The organism is bacterium (assembly GCA_026129405.1).
Classification (GTDB): Bacteria; Desulfobacterota; Binatia; order DP-6; family DP-6; genus JAHCID01.
This window is the reverse complement of record JAHCID010000002.1, coordinates 743,003-760,256: the sequence shown is the minus strand read 5'-3', so window position 1 is coordinate 760,256 and position 17,254 is coordinate 743,003. Positions and strand designations below refer to the sequence as shown.

Annotated in this window: 11 protein-coding genes; 4 read left to right on the top strand and 7 right to left on the bottom strand. The window is 74.7% G+C overall.

Going from position 1 to position 17,254, the window contains the following annotated elements:
* The first annotated feature begins 123 nt into the window (after positions 1-123).
* A complete protein-coding gene (locus KIT14_11755) occupies positions 124-684 on the top strand; it encodes a DUF4136 domain-containing protein (protein ID MCW5891211.1) in 561 nt (186 codons plus the stop codon).
* On the opposite strand, the gene KIT14_11750 is transcribed toward KIT14_11755, so the two are convergent.
* The 3 genes from KIT14_11750 to KIT14_11740 are packed head-to-tail and all read right to left on the bottom strand — an operon-like array spanning position 685 to position 5,173.
* Positions 685-1,710 carry a HupE/UreJ family protein gene (locus KIT14_11750; protein ID MCW5891210.1) on the bottom strand — a complete coding sequence of 342 codons (1,026 nt, stop codon included), beginning with the start codon at positions 1,708-1,710 and terminating at the stop codon, positions 685-687.
* A complete protein-coding gene (locus KIT14_11745; GenBank protein ID MCW5891209.1) occupies positions 1,707-2,543 on the bottom strand; it encodes a peptidyl-prolyl cis-trans isomerase in 837 nt (278 codons plus the stop codon). Before KIT14_11745 ends, KIT14_11750 begins: the two co-directional genes overlap by 4 nt.
* The gene (locus tag KIT14_11740) at positions 2,522-5,173 is read right to left on the bottom strand and encodes a DUF3604 domain-containing protein (GenBank protein ID MCW5891208.1); all 2,652 of its coding nucleotides are present in this window, start codon (positions 5,171-5,173) and stop codon (positions 2,522-2,524) included. The genes KIT14_11745 and KIT14_11740 overlap by 22 nt, the downstream gene beginning before the upstream one ends.
* 164 nt (positions 5,174-5,337) lie before the next feature.
* Between KIT14_11740 and KIT14_11735 the strand changes: the two genes are divergently transcribed.
* Complete coding sequence (locus KIT14_11735; GenBank protein MCW5891207.1) at positions 5,338-7,053, top strand: hypothetical protein; 1,716 nt, start codon at positions 5,338-5,340, stop codon at positions 7,051-7,053.
* Positions 7,054-7,129: 76 nt separating this feature from the next.
* Here KIT14_11735 and KIT14_11730 read toward each other — a convergent pair whose 3' ends face one another.
* A complete protein-coding gene (locus KIT14_11730; protein ID MCW5891206.1) occupies positions 7,130-10,534 on the bottom strand; it encodes an ATP-grasp domain-containing protein in 3,405 nt (1,134 codons plus the stop codon).
* A 99-nt stretch (positions 10,535-10,633) separates the two neighbouring features.
* On the opposite strand from KIT14_11730, the gene KIT14_11725 reads away from it, so the two are divergent.
* Both KIT14_11725 and KIT14_11720 read left to right on the top strand, forming a co-directional pair.
* Positions 10,634-11,128, top strand: coding sequence for a hypothetical protein (locus KIT14_11725; protein MCW5891205.1), 495 nt, complete (start codon positions 10,634-10,636; stop codon positions 11,126-11,128).
* A 64-nt stretch (positions 11,129-11,192) separates the two neighbouring features.
* Positions 11,193-12,029, top strand: coding sequence for a permease (locus tag KIT14_11720; GenBank protein MCW5891204.1), 837 nt, complete (start codon positions 11,193-11,195; stop codon positions 12,027-12,029).
* Positions 12,030-12,067: 38 nt separating this feature from the next.
* Here KIT14_11720 and KIT14_11715 read toward each other — a convergent pair whose 3' ends face one another.
* The 3 genes from KIT14_11715 to KIT14_11705 form a co-directional block, all read right to left on the bottom strand.
* Entirely contained in the window at positions 12,068-12,904 is an 837-nt protein-coding gene (locus KIT14_11715; GenBank protein MCW5891203.1) for a TetR/AcrR family transcriptional regulator, read from the bottom strand.
* 89 nt (positions 12,905-12,993) lie between these two features.
* Positions 12,994-14,964 carry a PQQ-binding-like beta-propeller repeat protein gene (locus tag KIT14_11710; protein ID MCW5891202.1) on the bottom strand — a complete coding sequence of 657 codons (1,971 nt, stop codon included), beginning with the start codon at positions 14,962-14,964 and terminating at the stop codon, positions 12,994-12,996.
* Between the two features lie 274 nt (positions 14,965-15,238).
* Positions 15,239-17,188 (bottom strand): DUF4215 domain-containing protein, encoded by a 1,950-nt coding sequence (locus tag KIT14_11705; GenBank protein ID MCW5891201.1) that lies wholly within the window; start codon positions 17,186-17,188, stop codon positions 15,239-15,241.
* Positions 17,189-17,254 lie beyond the last annotated feature (66 nt).

Below are 17,254 nucleotides of genomic sequence, written 5' to 3'. Positions count from 1 at the left end.
ACTCGAAGCCGCGTCGTCCCCTCGCCGCCGCATCGACGCCGTGCGTACGCTCCCAAACGGGCGTTTCACCCGGGCGGCCGCACCCCTTTCGCGACGCCCCCGGTTCCGATAGCGACCCCGCACATGCCAAGTCCGCGCTTCGCGACCGTGCTCGTCCTGCTCCTCGGCCTCGCGGCCTGCGGCTTCGCGCCGAAGGGCCCGACCCGCGTCCAGATCAGCGCGGAGACGCTGCCGTGGGTCGACATGTCGACCTACCGGACGTGGGCCTGGTGGCGCGGCGCGCTCGAGTCCCGGCCCGACGCCGGCACCGACGAGGCGCTGCTCGACTGGCGCGTGCGCCAGGACGTGGCCCAGAACCTCGCCGCGCGCGGCTACCGCGAGTCGGTGTACGGCGAGCGCCCGGACTTCATCATGGTCTACGACGTCTCGCGCGACGTCGCCTCGACGTCGTCGTTCCGAGACTACCTCACCTATCGCGCCGACGGCGGCTCCGAGGACATGGGCGAAGCGTTCATGGGCTACCAGGAGGGGCAGCTGGTCCTGCGCGCCATCGACGCCGCGAGCAAACGCGTCGCCTGGCGGGGCCGCGCCACCGCCATCCTCGAGGGCCGCGTGCAGCCGGACCTGATCGACCGTGCGGTCGCCGACCTGCTGGCGAAGTTTCCCGCCCGCCCCGGGTCGTGATCAGCCGGCGGGCGGGCGCCAGAACGCCGCCACCCGCTCGAGCGTCCACATCACGGCGAGCGTCCCGACGGCGTAGGCCGGCAGTCGCTGCACCACGACCGGCGCGCGGCGCAGCGCCGCCCGCAGCGGCAGCAGCAGGACGACGAACGCGAGCTGCCCCAGCTCGACGCCGAGGTTGAAGCCCACGAGCGCGAGCGCCACGCCGTCGGCGGGCACGCCCACCTCGCGCAGCGCCCCGGCGAAGCCGAGCCCGTGCAGGAGGCCGAAGGCGAAGGCGATCACCCACGGATACCGGCGGGCCAGCGACGGCGCCGTCGCGGTGCCGCGCGCGACCTCCGCCGCCACCAGCACGATACTGAGCGCGATCGCCGCCTCGACCGGCGCCGGCGGCACCGCCACGATCCCCAGCACGGCCAGCGCCAGCGTCAGCGTGTGGGCGAGCGTGAACGCGGTGACGGTGGCGACGAGCGCGCGCGTGCGGTCGACGAGCAGCACCAGCACGAGCACGAAGAGCAGGTGGTCGATGCCCTCGGCGATGTGCTCCACCCCGAGGCGCACGTAGCGCGCGAACAGCGCGGCGACCGGCTCGCCGCCGGCGACGCCGGGCACGACGAGGGTCTCCGCCCCGCTGCGCAGCGAGCCGAGCGAGACGCGGCCGTCGGCCCAGGTGACGCGCACGAGCACGTCGACGCGGCTGCCCGGCAGCCCCTCGACGGCGACCTCCGCCCCCGCCAGCCCGGCGGCGCCGCAGTCGACGCGGAAGAAGCGCGCGACCTCGACGCTCTCCGTCTCGGGCTCCGCCGGCGCGCCGGGGTCCGCCAGCGTGCGGCAGTGCGCGGGCAGGACGGGCGTGAGCCCGCCGATCGGGTCGTCCGCGCCCCGCGGCATCGGGCTCTTCCACACCACGTCGAACAGCCCCCCGCCCACCTCGCGCAGCGCCAGCAGCGCCGGCTCGAACGAGTGCGGCATGGCGACGACCGGGAGCAGCAGCCCCGCGAGCGCGGCGACGAGCGCGTGACGGCTCACGGCGCCGCCTCGCGGCGCACGGGCCAGCGCGCGCGCAGATCCGCCAGCGCCTGCGCGTCGAGCGCCTCGCGCCGGGCGGCGCGCCAGTCGCGCGCGACGCGGTCGCGGATCGCGTCGAGCGGCGGCACTGCGCCGGGCCGGCGCACCGTCACCCGCACCGCGTGCGCGCCGTAGCGCGACGGGATGGGGCCCTGCCACGGACCCACCGGCAGCGCCAGCACCGCGTCGGCGAACTCGGCGCCGAAGAGGTTCGCGAGCTCGTCCTGCGAGCGGGCGGCGAGCGTGCCGCCGTGCAGGAAGGGATCGCCGAGCGTGCCGGGCGGCGTTCCGTCGGCGAGCGCCGGCAGCCACACGGCCGCGCGCGCCGCCTCGTCGCCGGCGGGCCGATGCGCGGCGAAGACGTGCTCGATCGTGACCCGGTCGGGCGTCGCCCAGCGCTCGGGATGCGCCGCCAGCCAGGCCTCGAGCTCGGACGTGGTCGGCAGCGGCAGCGGCGTGCTGCCCTCGAGCAGGAAGTCCATCTTCTGGACGAGCCGGCGGCGCACGATGAGGTCGCCGCGGTCGAGCCCGAGGTCGAGGGCCTCGCGGTAGCGGACCTCGTCGTCGATCCAACGCTCGACCATCGCGTCGGCCTCGGCGGGCGTCGGCGTCCTGCCGGTGCGGCGCTCGGCGTCGCGCACGAGCCCCTGCACCAGCGAAGCGGGCACGACGATCTCGCGCACCGGCGCCGGGGCCACCCGGTCGTAGAGGAGGAAGAGGGCCGTCCCGAGCACCACGAAGTGCACGAGCGGCTCGCGCAGGAACGTCGACCTCAGGTGACGGGCTCGTACCACACCGGCGAGGTCCAGGCCCGCTCCTGCACCGTGCGCGGCACGGCCGGATCGCTGCACGACGCCGGCCGCTCCGCCGGCGGCAGCGCGTTGCAGCCGACCGTGTGCCAGCGGCAGCGCGGGTTCTCGAGCACGCGCGCGTAGTAGAAGGCCGGCGCGGTGGGATCGAAGTCGGGGTCGGTCCACACGGTACAGAGCGAGCTGAAGCCCGCCCCCGACGTCGCGCACGTGCCGGGGTCGACGCTGGCGCCGTTGTTCGGATCGCCGGCGACGTCGTACACCCGCTGGTGCGACTGGCCGCCGGCGACCCAGCCCTTGACGATCTGGATGCGCTGGAGCGGCAGTCCGGGCTGCGCCGGCGTGCCCGCGTCGGCCAGCGCCGAGACGAGCAGGCGTGGCGCGCCGCCCGGGCCCGCGCCGAGCGAGCCGCCCATCGGCACGCCCTGCGCGTAGGCGACCTCGAGCATCGCCGGATCGCTGCACAGGCCGGCGGGCAGGTCCCAGCCGCCGAAGAGCCGCACGGCGATGCGCGGGCCGCTCGTGCCGAACGTCTCGCGCCGGCGGAGCGCGTCGAAGAGCGCCGGGCGCGCGTTCTCCTCGGCCCATACGCCGACGAGGCCGCCCGGGCTGAAGCGCCAGCCGCCGGGGTAGAATTGCCCGTTGCCGAGCAGCGTCGCGGGCGTGCCGTCGTCGGTGCCGCGATGGCCGATGAAGCCGTCCTCGGAGACGGCGCCGGGCGTGCCGTTGTGCGTGTCGGTGCTGGCCACGACGCCGAGCCGCAGCGGGTTCACGCCGATGCGCTGCTGCTCGCGCATGCCCTCCAGCAGCGCGCCGCGCAGGAAGTCGCGGCGCGAGAGACAGCCGCTGGTGATGGTGCCGCCGATGCCGGTGCCGTCGCCGCAGTCGGGCGGGGCGTCGTAGCGGCGCTTCTCGAACTCGCACTGCTCGTCGGACGCGCCGACGATGCCGCCGATGCCGTTGAAGCACTCCGAGCTGCCCTTGTGCTGGTAGACCTCGAAGAGCGGCTCCATCGAGCTGCGCAGCGCCGCCTGCGTGCGCTCGTCCTCGAAGCCCGCCGCCCCCGGGTACTCGAGCAGGAACATCTTGCCGTTGCTCTCGTTGGCGTTGTGCGGAACGACGAGCGCGTCGCAGCCGACGCCGCCGCCCTGACAGGTGTCGGCGAGCTGCGTCCACAGCTCGTTCGCCGTCGGCGCCTCGAACACCGAGGTCGGGTACGGCACGCGGTCGTTGCGGAAGATGACGTTGCGGTGGAGCGTGCTGACGAGCCGCGAGCCGGTGTACTCGTAGCCGACGAAGCTCGTGAAGGCGCAGGCGTCGCTGCGGTCGTAGGCGTCGGCGGCCGCCTCTTGGATGCGGCCCCAGACCGAGTCGCCCTGGGTGAGGCAGAGCGCGTTGTCCGGCCCGCAGACGTCGGGCAGGCGCGCGGGCGGGCTCAGCGCCACGCGCACGCCGAAGTGGGTCGTGCCGTCGTTGCCGCCGACGCGGTAGGCCTGACAGCTCGCCGAGTCGTAGACCGGCGAGCCCGGCGTCGTGCACAGCGCGACCTCGCCGAGGAACTCGGAGTGGTCGGTCACCGCGGCGAAGTCGAGCGGGCGGTCGATCGCGATCGTCTGCGTGCCGTTGCCCATCGGGTCGAGCGGCGGCAGCGATACCGGGTCGCCCTGCGCGAAGCGGTAGGCGTCGGCGGGCGTCGTGCGCACGTCGAACGCCTGCGCGTCGAACGACAGCGCGGTGTGCACGTGGAGGTCGCCGAAGTAGGCGTGGCGCAGGCGGCTGCGCTGACTGCACGCCGCGCGCTCCTCGGCGTAGGGCGCCTCGACGGTGCTGCGCACCGCGGCGATGCGCTGGGCGACGAGGCTGCCGCGCAGCACGGCCCGCGCCAGCGTCACCCGCGTCGCCGGCGCGCACACGCGTGCGCGCACGTCGGCGCCGCGGCGCAGCCGTGCCTTCGGACCGGCGAGATGGAGGCGCACGTCGTCCGGCGACAGCGCCACGCCCGGCGTCGGCCCGACCACGGCGTTGACGGTGAGGCGGCCGGCGACGACGAGCTCGACCGGGCCGAGCGCGCGCACCGTCGTGCCGCGCAGCGCCTTCAGGTCGCAGACCACGTAACGCCCCGCCGCGAGCGACAGCGTGCTGCCGGCGCCGCGCACCACGACGTTGCCGAAGCGCCCCGGCGCCAGCGTGCGCGCGGCGCCGCCCTGCACCACCACGGGCCGCGCCGCATCGCACGCGGCCGCCGTCCCGGGCAGCGTGCAGGCCTCCGCCAGCGCCGGAACGAGGTTGCCGGGGGCGTCGCCGGCGCGCGGGCACGTGCCAATCGCGCCCTGCACGTCGTCGCCGAGCACCGCGGCGCACGTCGCCGCGCCGGCGATCCGCACCGCCGGAGCCACGAGCTGCCGTCCCGCCGCGTCGAGACCGCCGCGCACGATGAGACGGCCCTGGCCGACGGCGACGTCGCCGCCGCGCACCTGCATCGCGCGCAGCCGCATGCTCTCGGCGGAGGCGAGCGCGTAGGCGTCGAGCCGGCGTCGGGCGGTGGCCGCCTCGAGCACGGGCGCAGACGTCGCGAGCACGAGACCCGCGACGGCGAGGATGAGCGAGCGCCGCATGCGGGGCTCATAACCGACGCCTCCGGTCACGGGCGAACGAAATCGCATGACACGGCGTGACAAGGCCGCCGGCGGGGGCGCGGCGGGGCGGCGGAGTTTGACACCCCGGCGGGCGATGGGATTGGCTGCGCCGGGCCCGGCGTTCCGGGCGAGGGGAGAGACGGATGCGCGATCGTCGGAACGGCGCCGCGGCATGGCGCAGCCTGTGCCTCGGCTTCGTGATGCTGGCGGCCCTCGTGGCCTGGCCCGCTGCCGCCGCGGCCAAGCCGTGCGTGAAAGCGTGCACCACGCTCGAGAGGAACTGCGCCGGGTTCGCGCGCACGGCCTTCAAGAGCGCGCGCGCCGCCTGCGCCGATCGCGACTGCCGCAAGACCGCCAAGCGCACGCACCGCACCGCGACGGCCGAGTGCCGCGCTGCCCGCAAGGCCTGCCGGCCCTGCTGCAAGATCGGCAGCCCGAACGCCTGCGCGCAGAAGACCGGCGTGCGGCTCGCGGCCGAGCCGCAGGAGACGGGCGATCCGGCGCTCGGCCGCGACCTGCTCCTCGGCGGCGACTACATGACCTGCGGCATTCCGTACAAGGTGTGGGAGCTGACGCCCGAGATCATCGCCGGCAGCTACGGCAACGCGGCCGACGCGCCCCGCATCCCCGGCCGCCCCGGCGACAACGCCGCCCTGCCCTACTTCCTCAACGTCTTCGAGGCGCCCGACAGCGGCGCCCGCGTCGTCGCCGCCAACTGCCTCATGTGTCACGGCAGCGAGTTCGACGGCACGTTCCACCTCGGCCTCGGCAACGCGACCGCCGACTTCACCGCCGGCGCCGGCGGCGCCGCCACCGGCATCGACCTGACCGACGCGTTCATGGACCTGCTCGGCCTCGACGACGCCGAGCGCGCGCAGCTCCAGAAGATCGCCGGCCGCGGCGCGGCGCTGAGCGGGCTCACCAGGATGCGCACCGTCGGCATGAACCCGGCCGAGCTGTTCGCCGTCATCCTGATGGTGCACCACGACCGCGACACCCTCGCCTGGAGCGACGAGCCGCTCGCGCCGCTGACGCCGCGCGATCACCAGGGCCAGCCGCTCGCCGATCCGCGCCTCACCTCGGACCCGCCGCCGTGGTGGCGCGTGCACAAGAAGAACGCGCTCTTCTACAACGGCATGGCGCGCGGCGATCATCGCGGCACGATGGCGCTCGCCACCTCGGTCTGCGTCGACGACGTCGCCCGCGCGCAGCAGGTCGACGAGCAGTTCCGCCACATCCAGGCCTACGTCGCCTCGCTGCGCGCGCCGGCCTATCCGCGCGCGATCGACACGGCGCTGGCGGCGAAGGGCAAGCCGCTCTTCGAGCGCGACTGCGCCATCTGCCACGGCACCTACGCCGACAGCGACGAGCACGAGAGCTATCCGAACCTGCTCTTCCCGCTCGACGCCATCGGCACCGACCCCGCCGTCGCCGAGGCCGGCACCGTGCACTCGCCCGAGCTGGTCGCCTGGTACAACGGCTCGTTCTACGGCGGCGTCACGCGCATGGTCCCGGACGACCCCTTCGCCGGCTACATGGCCCCGCCGCTCGACGGCATCTGGGCGACGGCGCCGTTCTTCCACAATGGCTCCGTGCCGACGGTCGAGCTGGTGCTGAACAGTCGCGCGCGGCCGGCGTACTGGCGGCGCGTCGACCAGGACAGCCGCCACTTCGACGAGGACGCCCTCGGCTGGCCGTGGGTCGCGAGCGAGGTGCCGCAGGCGGCGGCGCCGGCGGCGGAGCGCAAGTACGTCTACGACACGACGTACTGGAGCCAGTCGAACGCCGGCCATCCGTTCGGCGACCACTTCACGGCCGACGAGCGCCGCGCCGTCATCGAGTACCTGAAGACGTTCTGACGCCCGCAGCGCCGGCGGCGCGGGACCGGTTGCCGCCCCGCCGTCGCTCCGTCCCCGTCGATGCGAGGTGCGCGGCTCACCACGTGTCGACGCAGGGCCGCTTCTTGCCCGTCCGCGGCGCGGGCGGCGGCCCCTGGTGGAGCGCGCTCGCCACCACCCGGCGCGAGTCGATCGGATCGATGACGTCGTCGATCTCGAAGTGCGACGCCATGTTCACGCCCTTCCCGATCTCGTACATGCGCGCGACCATGTCGTCGAAGAGGCGGCGGCGCGCCGCCGGGTCCTCGACCGCGGCCAGCTCCTTGCGGAAGCCGAGCTTCACCGCGCCCTCGAGGCCCATGCCGCCGAACTCGCCGGTCGGCCACGCGACCGTGAGCACCGGCGCGTGGAAGCTGCCGCCTGCCATCGCCTGCGCGCCGAGCCCGTAGCCCTTGCGCAGCACGATGGTGCAGAACGGCACCGAGAGGCTGGCGCCGACGACGAACAGGCGCGCGGCGTGCCGCACCATGGCGCGCTTCTCGACCTCGGGGCCGACCATGATGCCCGGCGTGTCGCAGAGGAAGAGGAGCGGCACGTCGAAGGCGTCGCAGAGCTGCAGGAAGCGCGCCGCCTTGTCGGCGGCGTCGGGGTCGATGGCGCCCGCCAGGTGCATCGGGTCGTTGGCGACGATGCCGAGGGGCCGCCCCTCGACGCGCGCGAGCGCGGTCACCATGCCGGCGCCGAAGCCGCGGCGCAGCTCGAGCACCGAGCCGGTGTCGGCGAGCGTCTCGATCACGCTGCGCACGTCGTAGACGCGCAGGCGGTTCTCCGGGATCGCCGTCCGCAGGCGCCGCTGATCCGCGCACGACCAGTCCGCGACCGGCCCCTGGAAGTACGACAGGTACTGCTTCGCGACCCGCACGCCCTCCGCCTCGTCGCGCACGGCCACGTCGACCACCCCGTTCGCGCGCTGCACGCGCATCGGCCCGACCTCGTCGGGGTGGAAGACGCCGAGCCCGCCGCCCTCGATCATGGCCGGGCCGCCCATGCCGATGCTCGAGTCCTCGGTGGCGATGACGACGTCGCAGCAGCCGAGCAGCGCGGCGTTGCCGGCGAAGCAGCGGCCGGCGTTGACGCCGACCAGCGGCACCAGCCCCGACAGCCGCCCGAAGGAGCGGAACGCGAGGCAATCGAGCCCCGCGACGCCTGCGCCGTCGGTGTCGCCCGGCCGGCCGCCGCCGCCCTCGGTGAAGAAGACGACCGGCAGGCGCTGCTCGTGGGCGAGCGCGAAGAGGCGGTCCTTCTTGCGGTGGTTCTGCAGGCCCTGCGTCCCGGCGAGCACGGTGTAGTCGTAGGCCAGCACGGCGCAGCGTGCGCGCTCCGGCGAGAAGCGGTCGCCGTTCACGCGGCCGACGCCGCACACGAGGCCGTCGGCCGGCGTGCGCGCGACGAGGTCGTCGAGCGTGCGGCGGCGGCGCTGCGCCGCGAGGGCGAGCGCGCCGTACTCGACGAACGAGCCGGGATCGCACAGGTCGTCGACGTTCTCGCGCGCCGTGCGCTGGCCCTTCGCGTGCCGGCGCGCCACGGCCTCGGGCCGCGCGGCGTCGAGGCCGACGGCGTGGCGCGCGTGCACCTCGGCCAGGTCGGGCCGGACGTGATCCAGATCGACCGTCACCGCCACCGCCCCGGCGGCGACGGCGACGTCCCGGGCCGCGAGCACGACGAGCGGGTGCCTCTCCCGCACCGTGTCGCCCGCCGCCGCGCCCAGGCGGCGCACGACGCCGCCGGCCGGCGCGGCGACGACGTGCTCCATCTTCATCGCCTCCATGACCAGCAGCGCGTGCCCGGCGGCGACGGCGTCGCCCACCGCGACGTCGACCGTCACCACGGTGCCCTGCAACGGCGCGACGACGCACACCTCGTCGGGCCCGAGCGGCGGCACGTCCGCGAGCGGCGAGGACGGCCGCGGCGGCGCGGCCGCGCCCCCGGCCGTCGATCCCTTCCCGTGCGCGAGCACCGCGAGCGGATCGACCGCGTCGATCTGCGCCCCGGCGCGGCCCGCAGCGCCATGCGGCGGCGCCTCCGACGCGAAGAAGAGCGGCGCGGGCGCCGCCGGCTCGGGCGCGAGGAGCGCCGCGAGCTGCTCCTCGACGAAGCCGGTGTCGACCGCGCCCGCCGCCACCGCCGGCAGGGCGAGCAGGCGCTCCAGCAGCGGCAGGTTCGTCGGCACGCCCTCGACGCGGAACTCGCGCAGCGCCCGCCGCGCCTTCGCGACCGCCGTCGCATGGTCGGCGGCGTGTGCGATCAGCTTCGCGAGCAGCGCGTCGAAGCGCGGCGTCGTCGTGTAGCCGGCGTAGCCGAAGGTGTCGACGCGCAGGCCGGGACCGCTCGGCGGCTCGAACACCGCGATCGTGCCGCCCCCCGGACGCACGGTGCCGGCGGCGTCGAGCGTCTCCATGTTGACGCGCACCTGCACCGCGCAGCCGCGCGGCGCCGGGACGCGGTCCTGCGCGAGGCCCAGCTCCGCCAGCGTGGCGCCGGCCGCGAGGTGCAGCTGGAGGTGCACGAGGTCGAGGCCGGTCACCATCTCGGTGACGGTGTGCTCGACCTGGAGGCGCGGGTTGGCCTCGAGGAACACCGGCCCCGGCTCGCCCAGCAGGAACTCCACGGTGCCGACGCCGGCGTAGCCGACCGCGCGGCCGAGGCGCACGGCGGCGTCGGTGAGCCGCGCGCGGAGCACGGCCTCGAGACGCGGGCTCGGCGCCACCTCGACGAGCTTCTGGTGGCGGCGCTGGAGGCTGCACTCGCGTTCGCCGAGATGTACGACCGCGCCGCTGCCGTCGCCGACGATCTGCACCTCGAGATGCCGCGCCCGCGGCAACAGCCGCTCGACGTAGAGGGCACCGTCGCCGAACGCCGCGGCCGCCTCGGAGGCGCAGCGCCGATACGCGGCGTCGAGATCGTCGCCGGGCCGCACGACGCGCATGCCGCGGCCGCCGCCGCCGGCGCGCGCCTTCACGACGAGGGCGTCGTCGGGCCCGAGCGCGGCGCGGAACCGCCGCGCCTCCTCGAGCGTCGTCGCGGCGAAGGTTCCGGGCAGGACGGGAACGTCGTGCCGGCGGGCGAGGTCGCGGGCCGCCGTCTTGTCGCCGAGCAGCGCCAGCGTCTCGGGACGCGGTCCCACGAAGCCGAGGCCGGCGTCGCGGCAGGCCTCGGCGAAGTCGGCGCGCTCGGAGAGGAAGCCGTAGCCCGGATGGACGAGGTCGCAGCCCGTCTCGCGCGCGATCCCGATCAGCTGCGCCGCGTCGAGGTAGGCCGTCGGGCCGGCGCCGCGCAGCGGCCGTGCGACGTCGGCGCGGCGGACGTGCAGGGCCCGCGCGTCGTCCTCGGAGAACACCGCGACGGTGGGCCAGGCGAGCTCGGCGGCCGCGCGCAGGACGCGCACCGCGATCTCGCCGCGGTTCGCGACCAGGAGGCGCTTCGGGGTCGGGGGACGATGCATCGGGGCGCCAGTGTTGCCGTCGCCGGCCTGCCGGTGTCCAGCGCCGTGCGACACCGTCGGGCGTTGACAGCCCGCCCGCCGAGCACGCAAGGTCCGCGCATGGCGAGCGACGACCCGGCGTCCCAGCTCGATGCCCTGCGTCTCATGCTGACGTCGGCGAACGACCTGACGGCGGGGCTGCTGGCCGATCCGCTGGTCCCGCGGCTGCTGCGTGCCTTCGGCCGGCTGCCCGAGCCCGACCGCGAGCCCATCCTGCGCGTCCTCGAGCGCGACGCGACCTGGTGCCGCATCGCGGAGCAGACCGTCGAGGTGACCGGCGTCACGGTCCGCGCGAACCCGCAGGCCAGCCTCTACCTCCACGTCCTCGAGTCGCCGCCCACCGAGCCGCTCCAGCGCGACGTCGACGTGATCGCCTTCGGCATGATGCAGTTCGTGCATCTCCTGCCGCTCTTCTTCCAGGACGGCGTCCACGCGCAGTGGACCGCGGCGGCGCGAGTGCTGGCCGCGAACGCCTCCGAGGACACGATCGCGAACGTCCGCCGGATCGCGACCGAGGTGCTGGCGCTCGTCGAGGAGCCGCGCTCGCCGTCCTGAGGCGGCCGCCGCCCGTTCCCGCGTGCCCGATCCGCAGGTCGTCCTCGTCGGCCTCCTCGGCGTCCTGGCGGCGGCGTTCGCCGTCGGCTGGGCCGTGCGGCTCGTGCACGCGCCGCGCGCCGCCGCCCGGCCGGGCGCCGCCGGCCTCGGCATCGGCGCGCTCACCAACTTCTTCGACACGCTCGGTGTCGGCTCGTTCGCGCCCACCGCGGCGCTGTTCCGCGCCTTCCGGCTGGTCCCCGATCGGCTGATCCCGGGCACGATGAACGTCGGCCATGCCCTGCCGTCGGTGGCGCAGGCGCTGATCTTCATCGCGGTGGTCGCGGTGGATCCCGGCACGCTGACGGCGATGATCGGGGCCGCGATCGCGGGCGCGTGGCTCGGCGCCGGCGTGGTCGCGGGCTGGTCGCGCCGCCGCGTCCAGCTGGGCATGGGTGCGGCGTTGCTGGTGGCGGCCGCCCTCCTCGCCCGCCAGCTGCTGCTCGGCGCGCCGGTGGGGGCCGACGCGCTCGGGCTGTCGGGGCTGCGCTTCGTCGTCGGCGTGGCCGGCAACTTCATGCTCGGCGCGCTCATGACCCTCGGCGTCGGCCTGTACGGGCCGTGCATGATCCTCGTCACGCTGCTCGGCATGAACGCGACCGCGGCGTTCCCGATCATGATGGGCTCGTGCGGCTTCCTCATGCCGTTCGCCGGCTGGCGCTTCGTCGCCCGCGAGGCGTACAGCCCGGGCGTCGCGCTCGGCCTGACGCTCGGGGGCATCCCCGCCGTCCTCGTGGCCGCGTTCGTCGTCCGCTCCCTGCCGCTCGACGTCGTCCGCGTGCTGGTGCTCGTGGTGGCGGTCTACACGGCTGCGGCGATGCTGTGGGCGGCGACGCGCGGGCAGGCGGCGGCCGGCCGATAGCATCCCGCGCCCCGGCTGCGACGCGCCCGGCTCCCCCTTCAGTCCGGACGGACGCGCCGGGCGGCGGGCGCAGACGGTGCGAGCGGTGTGCGACGCCGCCGCGCCAGCTCGGCGACCTGATCCCCGGCGAGGAGCTTCAGCAGCACGTAGCGCATGTCGTCTTCGATCGCGGCCAGCTGGCGGACCCGCCCCGCGCGGACCTCGCGCGCGACCAGCTCCGTGGTGAGGATCACCGAGGCGCTGACGTCGACGTCGCGCAGCGGCGGTGCGTCGCCGGACAGCGCGCGCGCCCGCTCCGCGACCCGCCGGTGGATGGTCTCGAAGCGCCGGTACTGCCGCTCGCGCGCCGCCATCGCGCGCGGCCCCGCCATCGGCAGCTCCACGAAGTAGGCCCGCGCCATCGCGGGCTGGTCGGACCACCAGCGCAGATAGGCCCGGAGGCCCGCGTCGAGCGCGGCGAGGGCCTCCTGCGGCGTCGCGGCATCGGTCTCGAAGGCGGCGAGCTGGTCGAACAGCTGGTCGCCGAGCTGCTCGCTCAGCGCCAGGAAGCACGCGGTCTTGTCGGTGAAGAAGCGGTAGAACGTATTGCTCGACACGCGCGCCGCCGCGATCACGTCGGGCACCGTGGTCGCACCGTAGCCCCGCTCCCCGACCAGCTCCGCCATCGCCAGCAGGAGGCGCTGGCGTTGCGAATCCTCGACCGCCTCCTGCGGCAGCTTGTGACGTCCCCGCGGCAGGGGCTGGGCCCAGCCCTTGCGCCCGGCGCGGCGAACGAGGGGAACGGAGGCGGCGGTGGATCGCTCGGCGCCGTCGTCGGTGCCGGGGCTCGGGCGGCCGCGGCGGGTGCCGCGGCCGCCCGCTTGCGTGGGACTCATGTCGTCATTCCATAGCCCGTGCCGGGGGCGGCGCGACAACCGAATCGATCCGGCGGCCGATCGGTCGTCGCGCACGCGGTCCCACGCGGTCAGAGCATGGCCCGCTCCGCCTGGCGGCAGAGCGCCTTGAAGGCGTTCCACGGCTGGCGGCCGCGGGCGCGCTTCTTCTCGATGCGCGCGAGGACGCGGGTCACGCGCAGCGCCGGCTTCCCTGCGAGCTCGCCGTGGGTCGTGGCCGTGGTGAAGGTGCGGCGCGCCTGCGCGTACAGCTCGGCGAGCTGCTGCTGGTCGGCCGCGAGCGACGCCGGACAGAGCTTGCGGTCGCGGCGCGCGTTGCGGGCGCGGTCGGCGCCGGCGCACACGACGTCGCGGAAGAACACGTCGTGCCGGATCGGCTGGTACTTGCGGATGCCGCCCACCGGCGGCGCCACCGCCACCGGGATGATGCCGAGGTCGCTGAGGCAGGAGGCGTACAGCCGCCGCAGCGGCGAGTTGCCGATGTAGAGCGCGCCGTCCGGCCCCGTGCTCATCACCGCGACGGTCTCGTCGAAGCCCTGGGTGAACCAGCGCACCGATCCGTCGGCGCGATCGAGCAGCCCGAGCCCGGTGTTGGTGAAGAGCGTGGTGCTGAACTGGTAGCCCGCGCCGGCCTGGAAGGCGACGCCGTTCGCGCCGATGCCGGCGATGTTGGCGTTGCCCGAGATCAGGCCGGGCTGGAGGTCGAAGACGTCCAGGCCTGCGCTCCACGCGATGCGCGCCGTGGCGCCGTCGTCGATCACCTGGTGGATCGTGCTCGCGGTCGCCGCGTAGACCTCGCGGTTGTCGGCCGCGACGCCGATGGAGCCGCGGATCTGCTCGCCCAGCGGCAGCGACCACACCTGCTGGCAGTTCTGGTCGACGGCGAGCAGGTTGCCGACGTTGTCGCCGACGTACACCCGCGAGCCGTCGCGCGGCAGCGCCGGCGTCGAGGCCGTGCCGCCGGCGAACGAGGCGTGGCACACCTCGTCGACGGCGAAGGTCGGACCGACCGGCGTCAGCTCGAGCCGATAGAGGGCGCCCAGCGCCGAGACGCCGTCCGCGGTGCCGTCCTCGGCGTCGGGCGCGGTGGCACCCACCCAGAGCCGCCCGGTGGTGGGGTCGATCGAGAAGTAGTTCGCGACCTCGGAGCCGTTGCCGCCGAGCACGGCGATGATCTGCGCGAGCGTCACGCCGCCCGGATCCACGAACTGCTCGAAGAGCTGCTGCGCGCAGGCGGTGACCGCCGGCGGTGTGGTCGACGGCGGGCCGAGGGGCGCCGGCTCGCCCGGCAGCTGGAACGGCGCCGGCAGCACCGACAGCCCGGTGCGGCGATCGACGGCGTAGAGCCAGCCGTCACGGCTGAGCCCGACGATGGCGTCGGCCTGGGGATGGTAGTTGACGCCGAAGACGCCGGTGGCCGGACCGGGCAGACCCGTCGGGCGATCCCAGACGATGCCGCCGTCGGTCCGTACCGCCAGCACGCGGTCGTAGAGCCCGAGGTAAACGATCTGCTCGCCCGGACGGTCCGGATCGTCGAGGACGAGCGGGGTGCCGGTACCGACCGGGGTACCGGTGGTGTTCGGGATGGCCCAGCGGCGGGTGCCGGCGATCGGCTCGAGCGAGATCAGCACGACGTCCTCGTGCGGATTGAACGGCGCGAAGTAGAGGTTGCCGGCGTCGTCGAAGACCGGGCCGGTCGGGTTCCAGGTCTGCGGCTCGGCCACCCAGTCGGCCGCGAACATGGGGGCCATGGCGATCGACACCTCGTCGGTGTTCACCTCGTCGGCGTGCAGGCTCCGCCACGCCGCACGCGACGCCAGCGGCCCACCCGCCGGATCGGGCGTCCGGCAGCCCTTCGGCGCCCAGGTCGTGCGCCGCGGCGGCGGGAAGGTCTTCGCGATCGCCCCGCCGTCGCAGGCGGCGATGGTGCACTCGGCACCGTCGGCAGCGGCGGTGTTCCCGGCCGCATCCGACCCCTTCGCATACCCCGTGGCACCGGCACGTCCGGATGCCGCGACGACCATGCATGCGGCCAGGATCACGATCCCGGCAACTCTGCCGACGGCGACTCCCGTGGCTACGCGCCCTCTGCTGCCCATGTACGCCCCCTCGCCGCCGCGGAATCGAGGTCACCGCGAGCGGGGTTGAGTTAGCTCGTCTACTTGGAATCTTCCGAGACCGGCCGGTCGCCCGTCGAGGACGACGTGGCCGTCGCATTCGCAGCCCGACGGATTGGCCGGCCGGGACCGGTCGCGGCCCGCCCCCTGCCCCACGCCGACGGCGCCGGGGCCGGAGACGAGCCGCGCGCCCGCTCCGTCACTTACACTTGACCGTCTTGCCCCCGCCCGTGGCGATGCAGCTGGGCTTCGCCGGTGCGGTGTTGGGGAAGGTCGCCTCGCCGCACAGGCCGGTCTCCGCGACCGGTGGATCCAGCACGATGGTCGGCAGCAAGGGCAGCGCGGCGACGCCGTAGCTGCCGTTCTTCCCGAGGACCTTCACCTTGAGCGTCCCGGGCTTGGCCGGGAAGCGCTTGATCTGCACCGTGGTGATGCCGCCGATCGTCGGCACGATGGTGCCGGCGTTCTTGTACGTCCACGCCGTCGCGGCGCCGTTGACCTTCCAGCCGGCCTTCTCGGCGGCGACGTAGGCGCCGCCCGGGATGGTCACGTCGACCGGCAGCGCGCCGCTCGCGTCGGCGATCAGGAAGCGCACGCCGGCGGCGAGCGGATCGATGTCGGCGGCCCCGGGGACGGCGGCGAAGAAGCTCGTGAAGCTGAGCTTGTCGTCGCCGGCCGGCGCCAGGAGCTTATCGAGGACCAGCGCGGTCTTCGACGCCACCGCGGGACCGAGATTGGTGCACGGATCGCACGCATCGCCGTGCCCGTCGCCGTCGCCGTCCGCCTGCGTGGGGTTCGCGACGCCGGGGCAGTTGTCGAGCTCGTCGCACACCGTGTCGCCGTCCGTGTCCGGCAACCCCGTGTCGTCCGGACAGGCCACGGCCGACCCGCTGCACTGCTCGGCGACGTCGCATTCGCCCGCCGCCGGCCGGCACACCGTGCTCGCGGACGCGAAGGCGTCGGCGGGGCACGCCGCCGCGGCGCCGCTGCACTGCTCGGCGACGTCGCATTCGCCCGCCGCCGGCCGGCACTCCTCGCCCGCCAGGCGGTACGAGCAGGATGCCGTGCAGCAGGCGCTCGGGTCGCCGTTCAAGGCTCCCTCGTCACAGGCCTCGTCGCCGACGACGAGCCCGTCGCCGCAGGTGGGCTCGCAGGTCGACGGCTCGCCCGTACACTGGTACCCGGGCTCGACGACGCAGGTCGCGGAGCAGCCGTCGCCGGCGACGATGCCGCCGTCGTCGCATCCCTCGTCGCCGGCGACGACGCCGTCGCCGCACGTCATCACGGCCGGACAGGTGACGGCCGTGCGGAAATCGCGGATCTTGTCGCTCGGACCCGGGTTCGGACAGAGGAACGGATAGTAGCGCAGGTCCGCGTCGACGAAGACCTTCAGCCACACGATCATGTACATGCCCTGGGTGTCGTTCCCCTGGGTGGACTCCGAGTGCAGCGCGTTGCGCAGCTCGATGTACGCCTTCTCGGTGGAGCCCGGAATGGCGGTATAGAATGGGATCGCGTGCGTCGCGACGGGCGCGGTGGTGTCGCCGTCGGATCCGACGATGAGGGTTGGCGAGACGACGCCGTTCCAGTTGGTCCAGGTGGCGTTGAACGGCTGCGTCGCCACGACCGCCCGCAGCCACGGGGTGACGTTCGCGGCCTCGAGCGCACCGCCGCCGCCCATCGAGTGTCCGGCCGCCGCGAGGCGGCTCGGGTCGATCCGGCTGGCCACCGGGCTCGACGAGATCAGATAGGTGAGGGCAGCCAGGATCTGCTGTCCCCGCGAGGGCGCGTTGTCGAGCGGCGAGTTGGTGTTCATCAGCAGGACGACGAACCCGTGCGAGGCCAGACGCGGCCCGAGCCAGGCGTAGTTCGCGCTGCTGCCGAGGAAGCCGGGCGCGAAGGCGACGGCGCCGTAGGTCCCCTGGCTGGTGTCGGTCGGATAGTGGACGACCCCGCCGCCGAAGCCCGACACCGACGACGGCACGGACGCCGACGCGGTCGCGAACGGCCCGGTCCCGAGCAGCATCGCCGCCGTCGGATCCGGCCCCTTCGCATGCCCCGGGTCTGCGCCCGCCCGTCCGGGTGCCGCGACGATCATGCCTGCGGCCAGGATCACGGCTCCGGCGACCCTGCCGACGGCGACTCTCATGGATACGCGCCCCCTGCTGCTCATGAACGACCCCCCTTGCCGCCCCGGAATCCGGCGTCCCGCGAG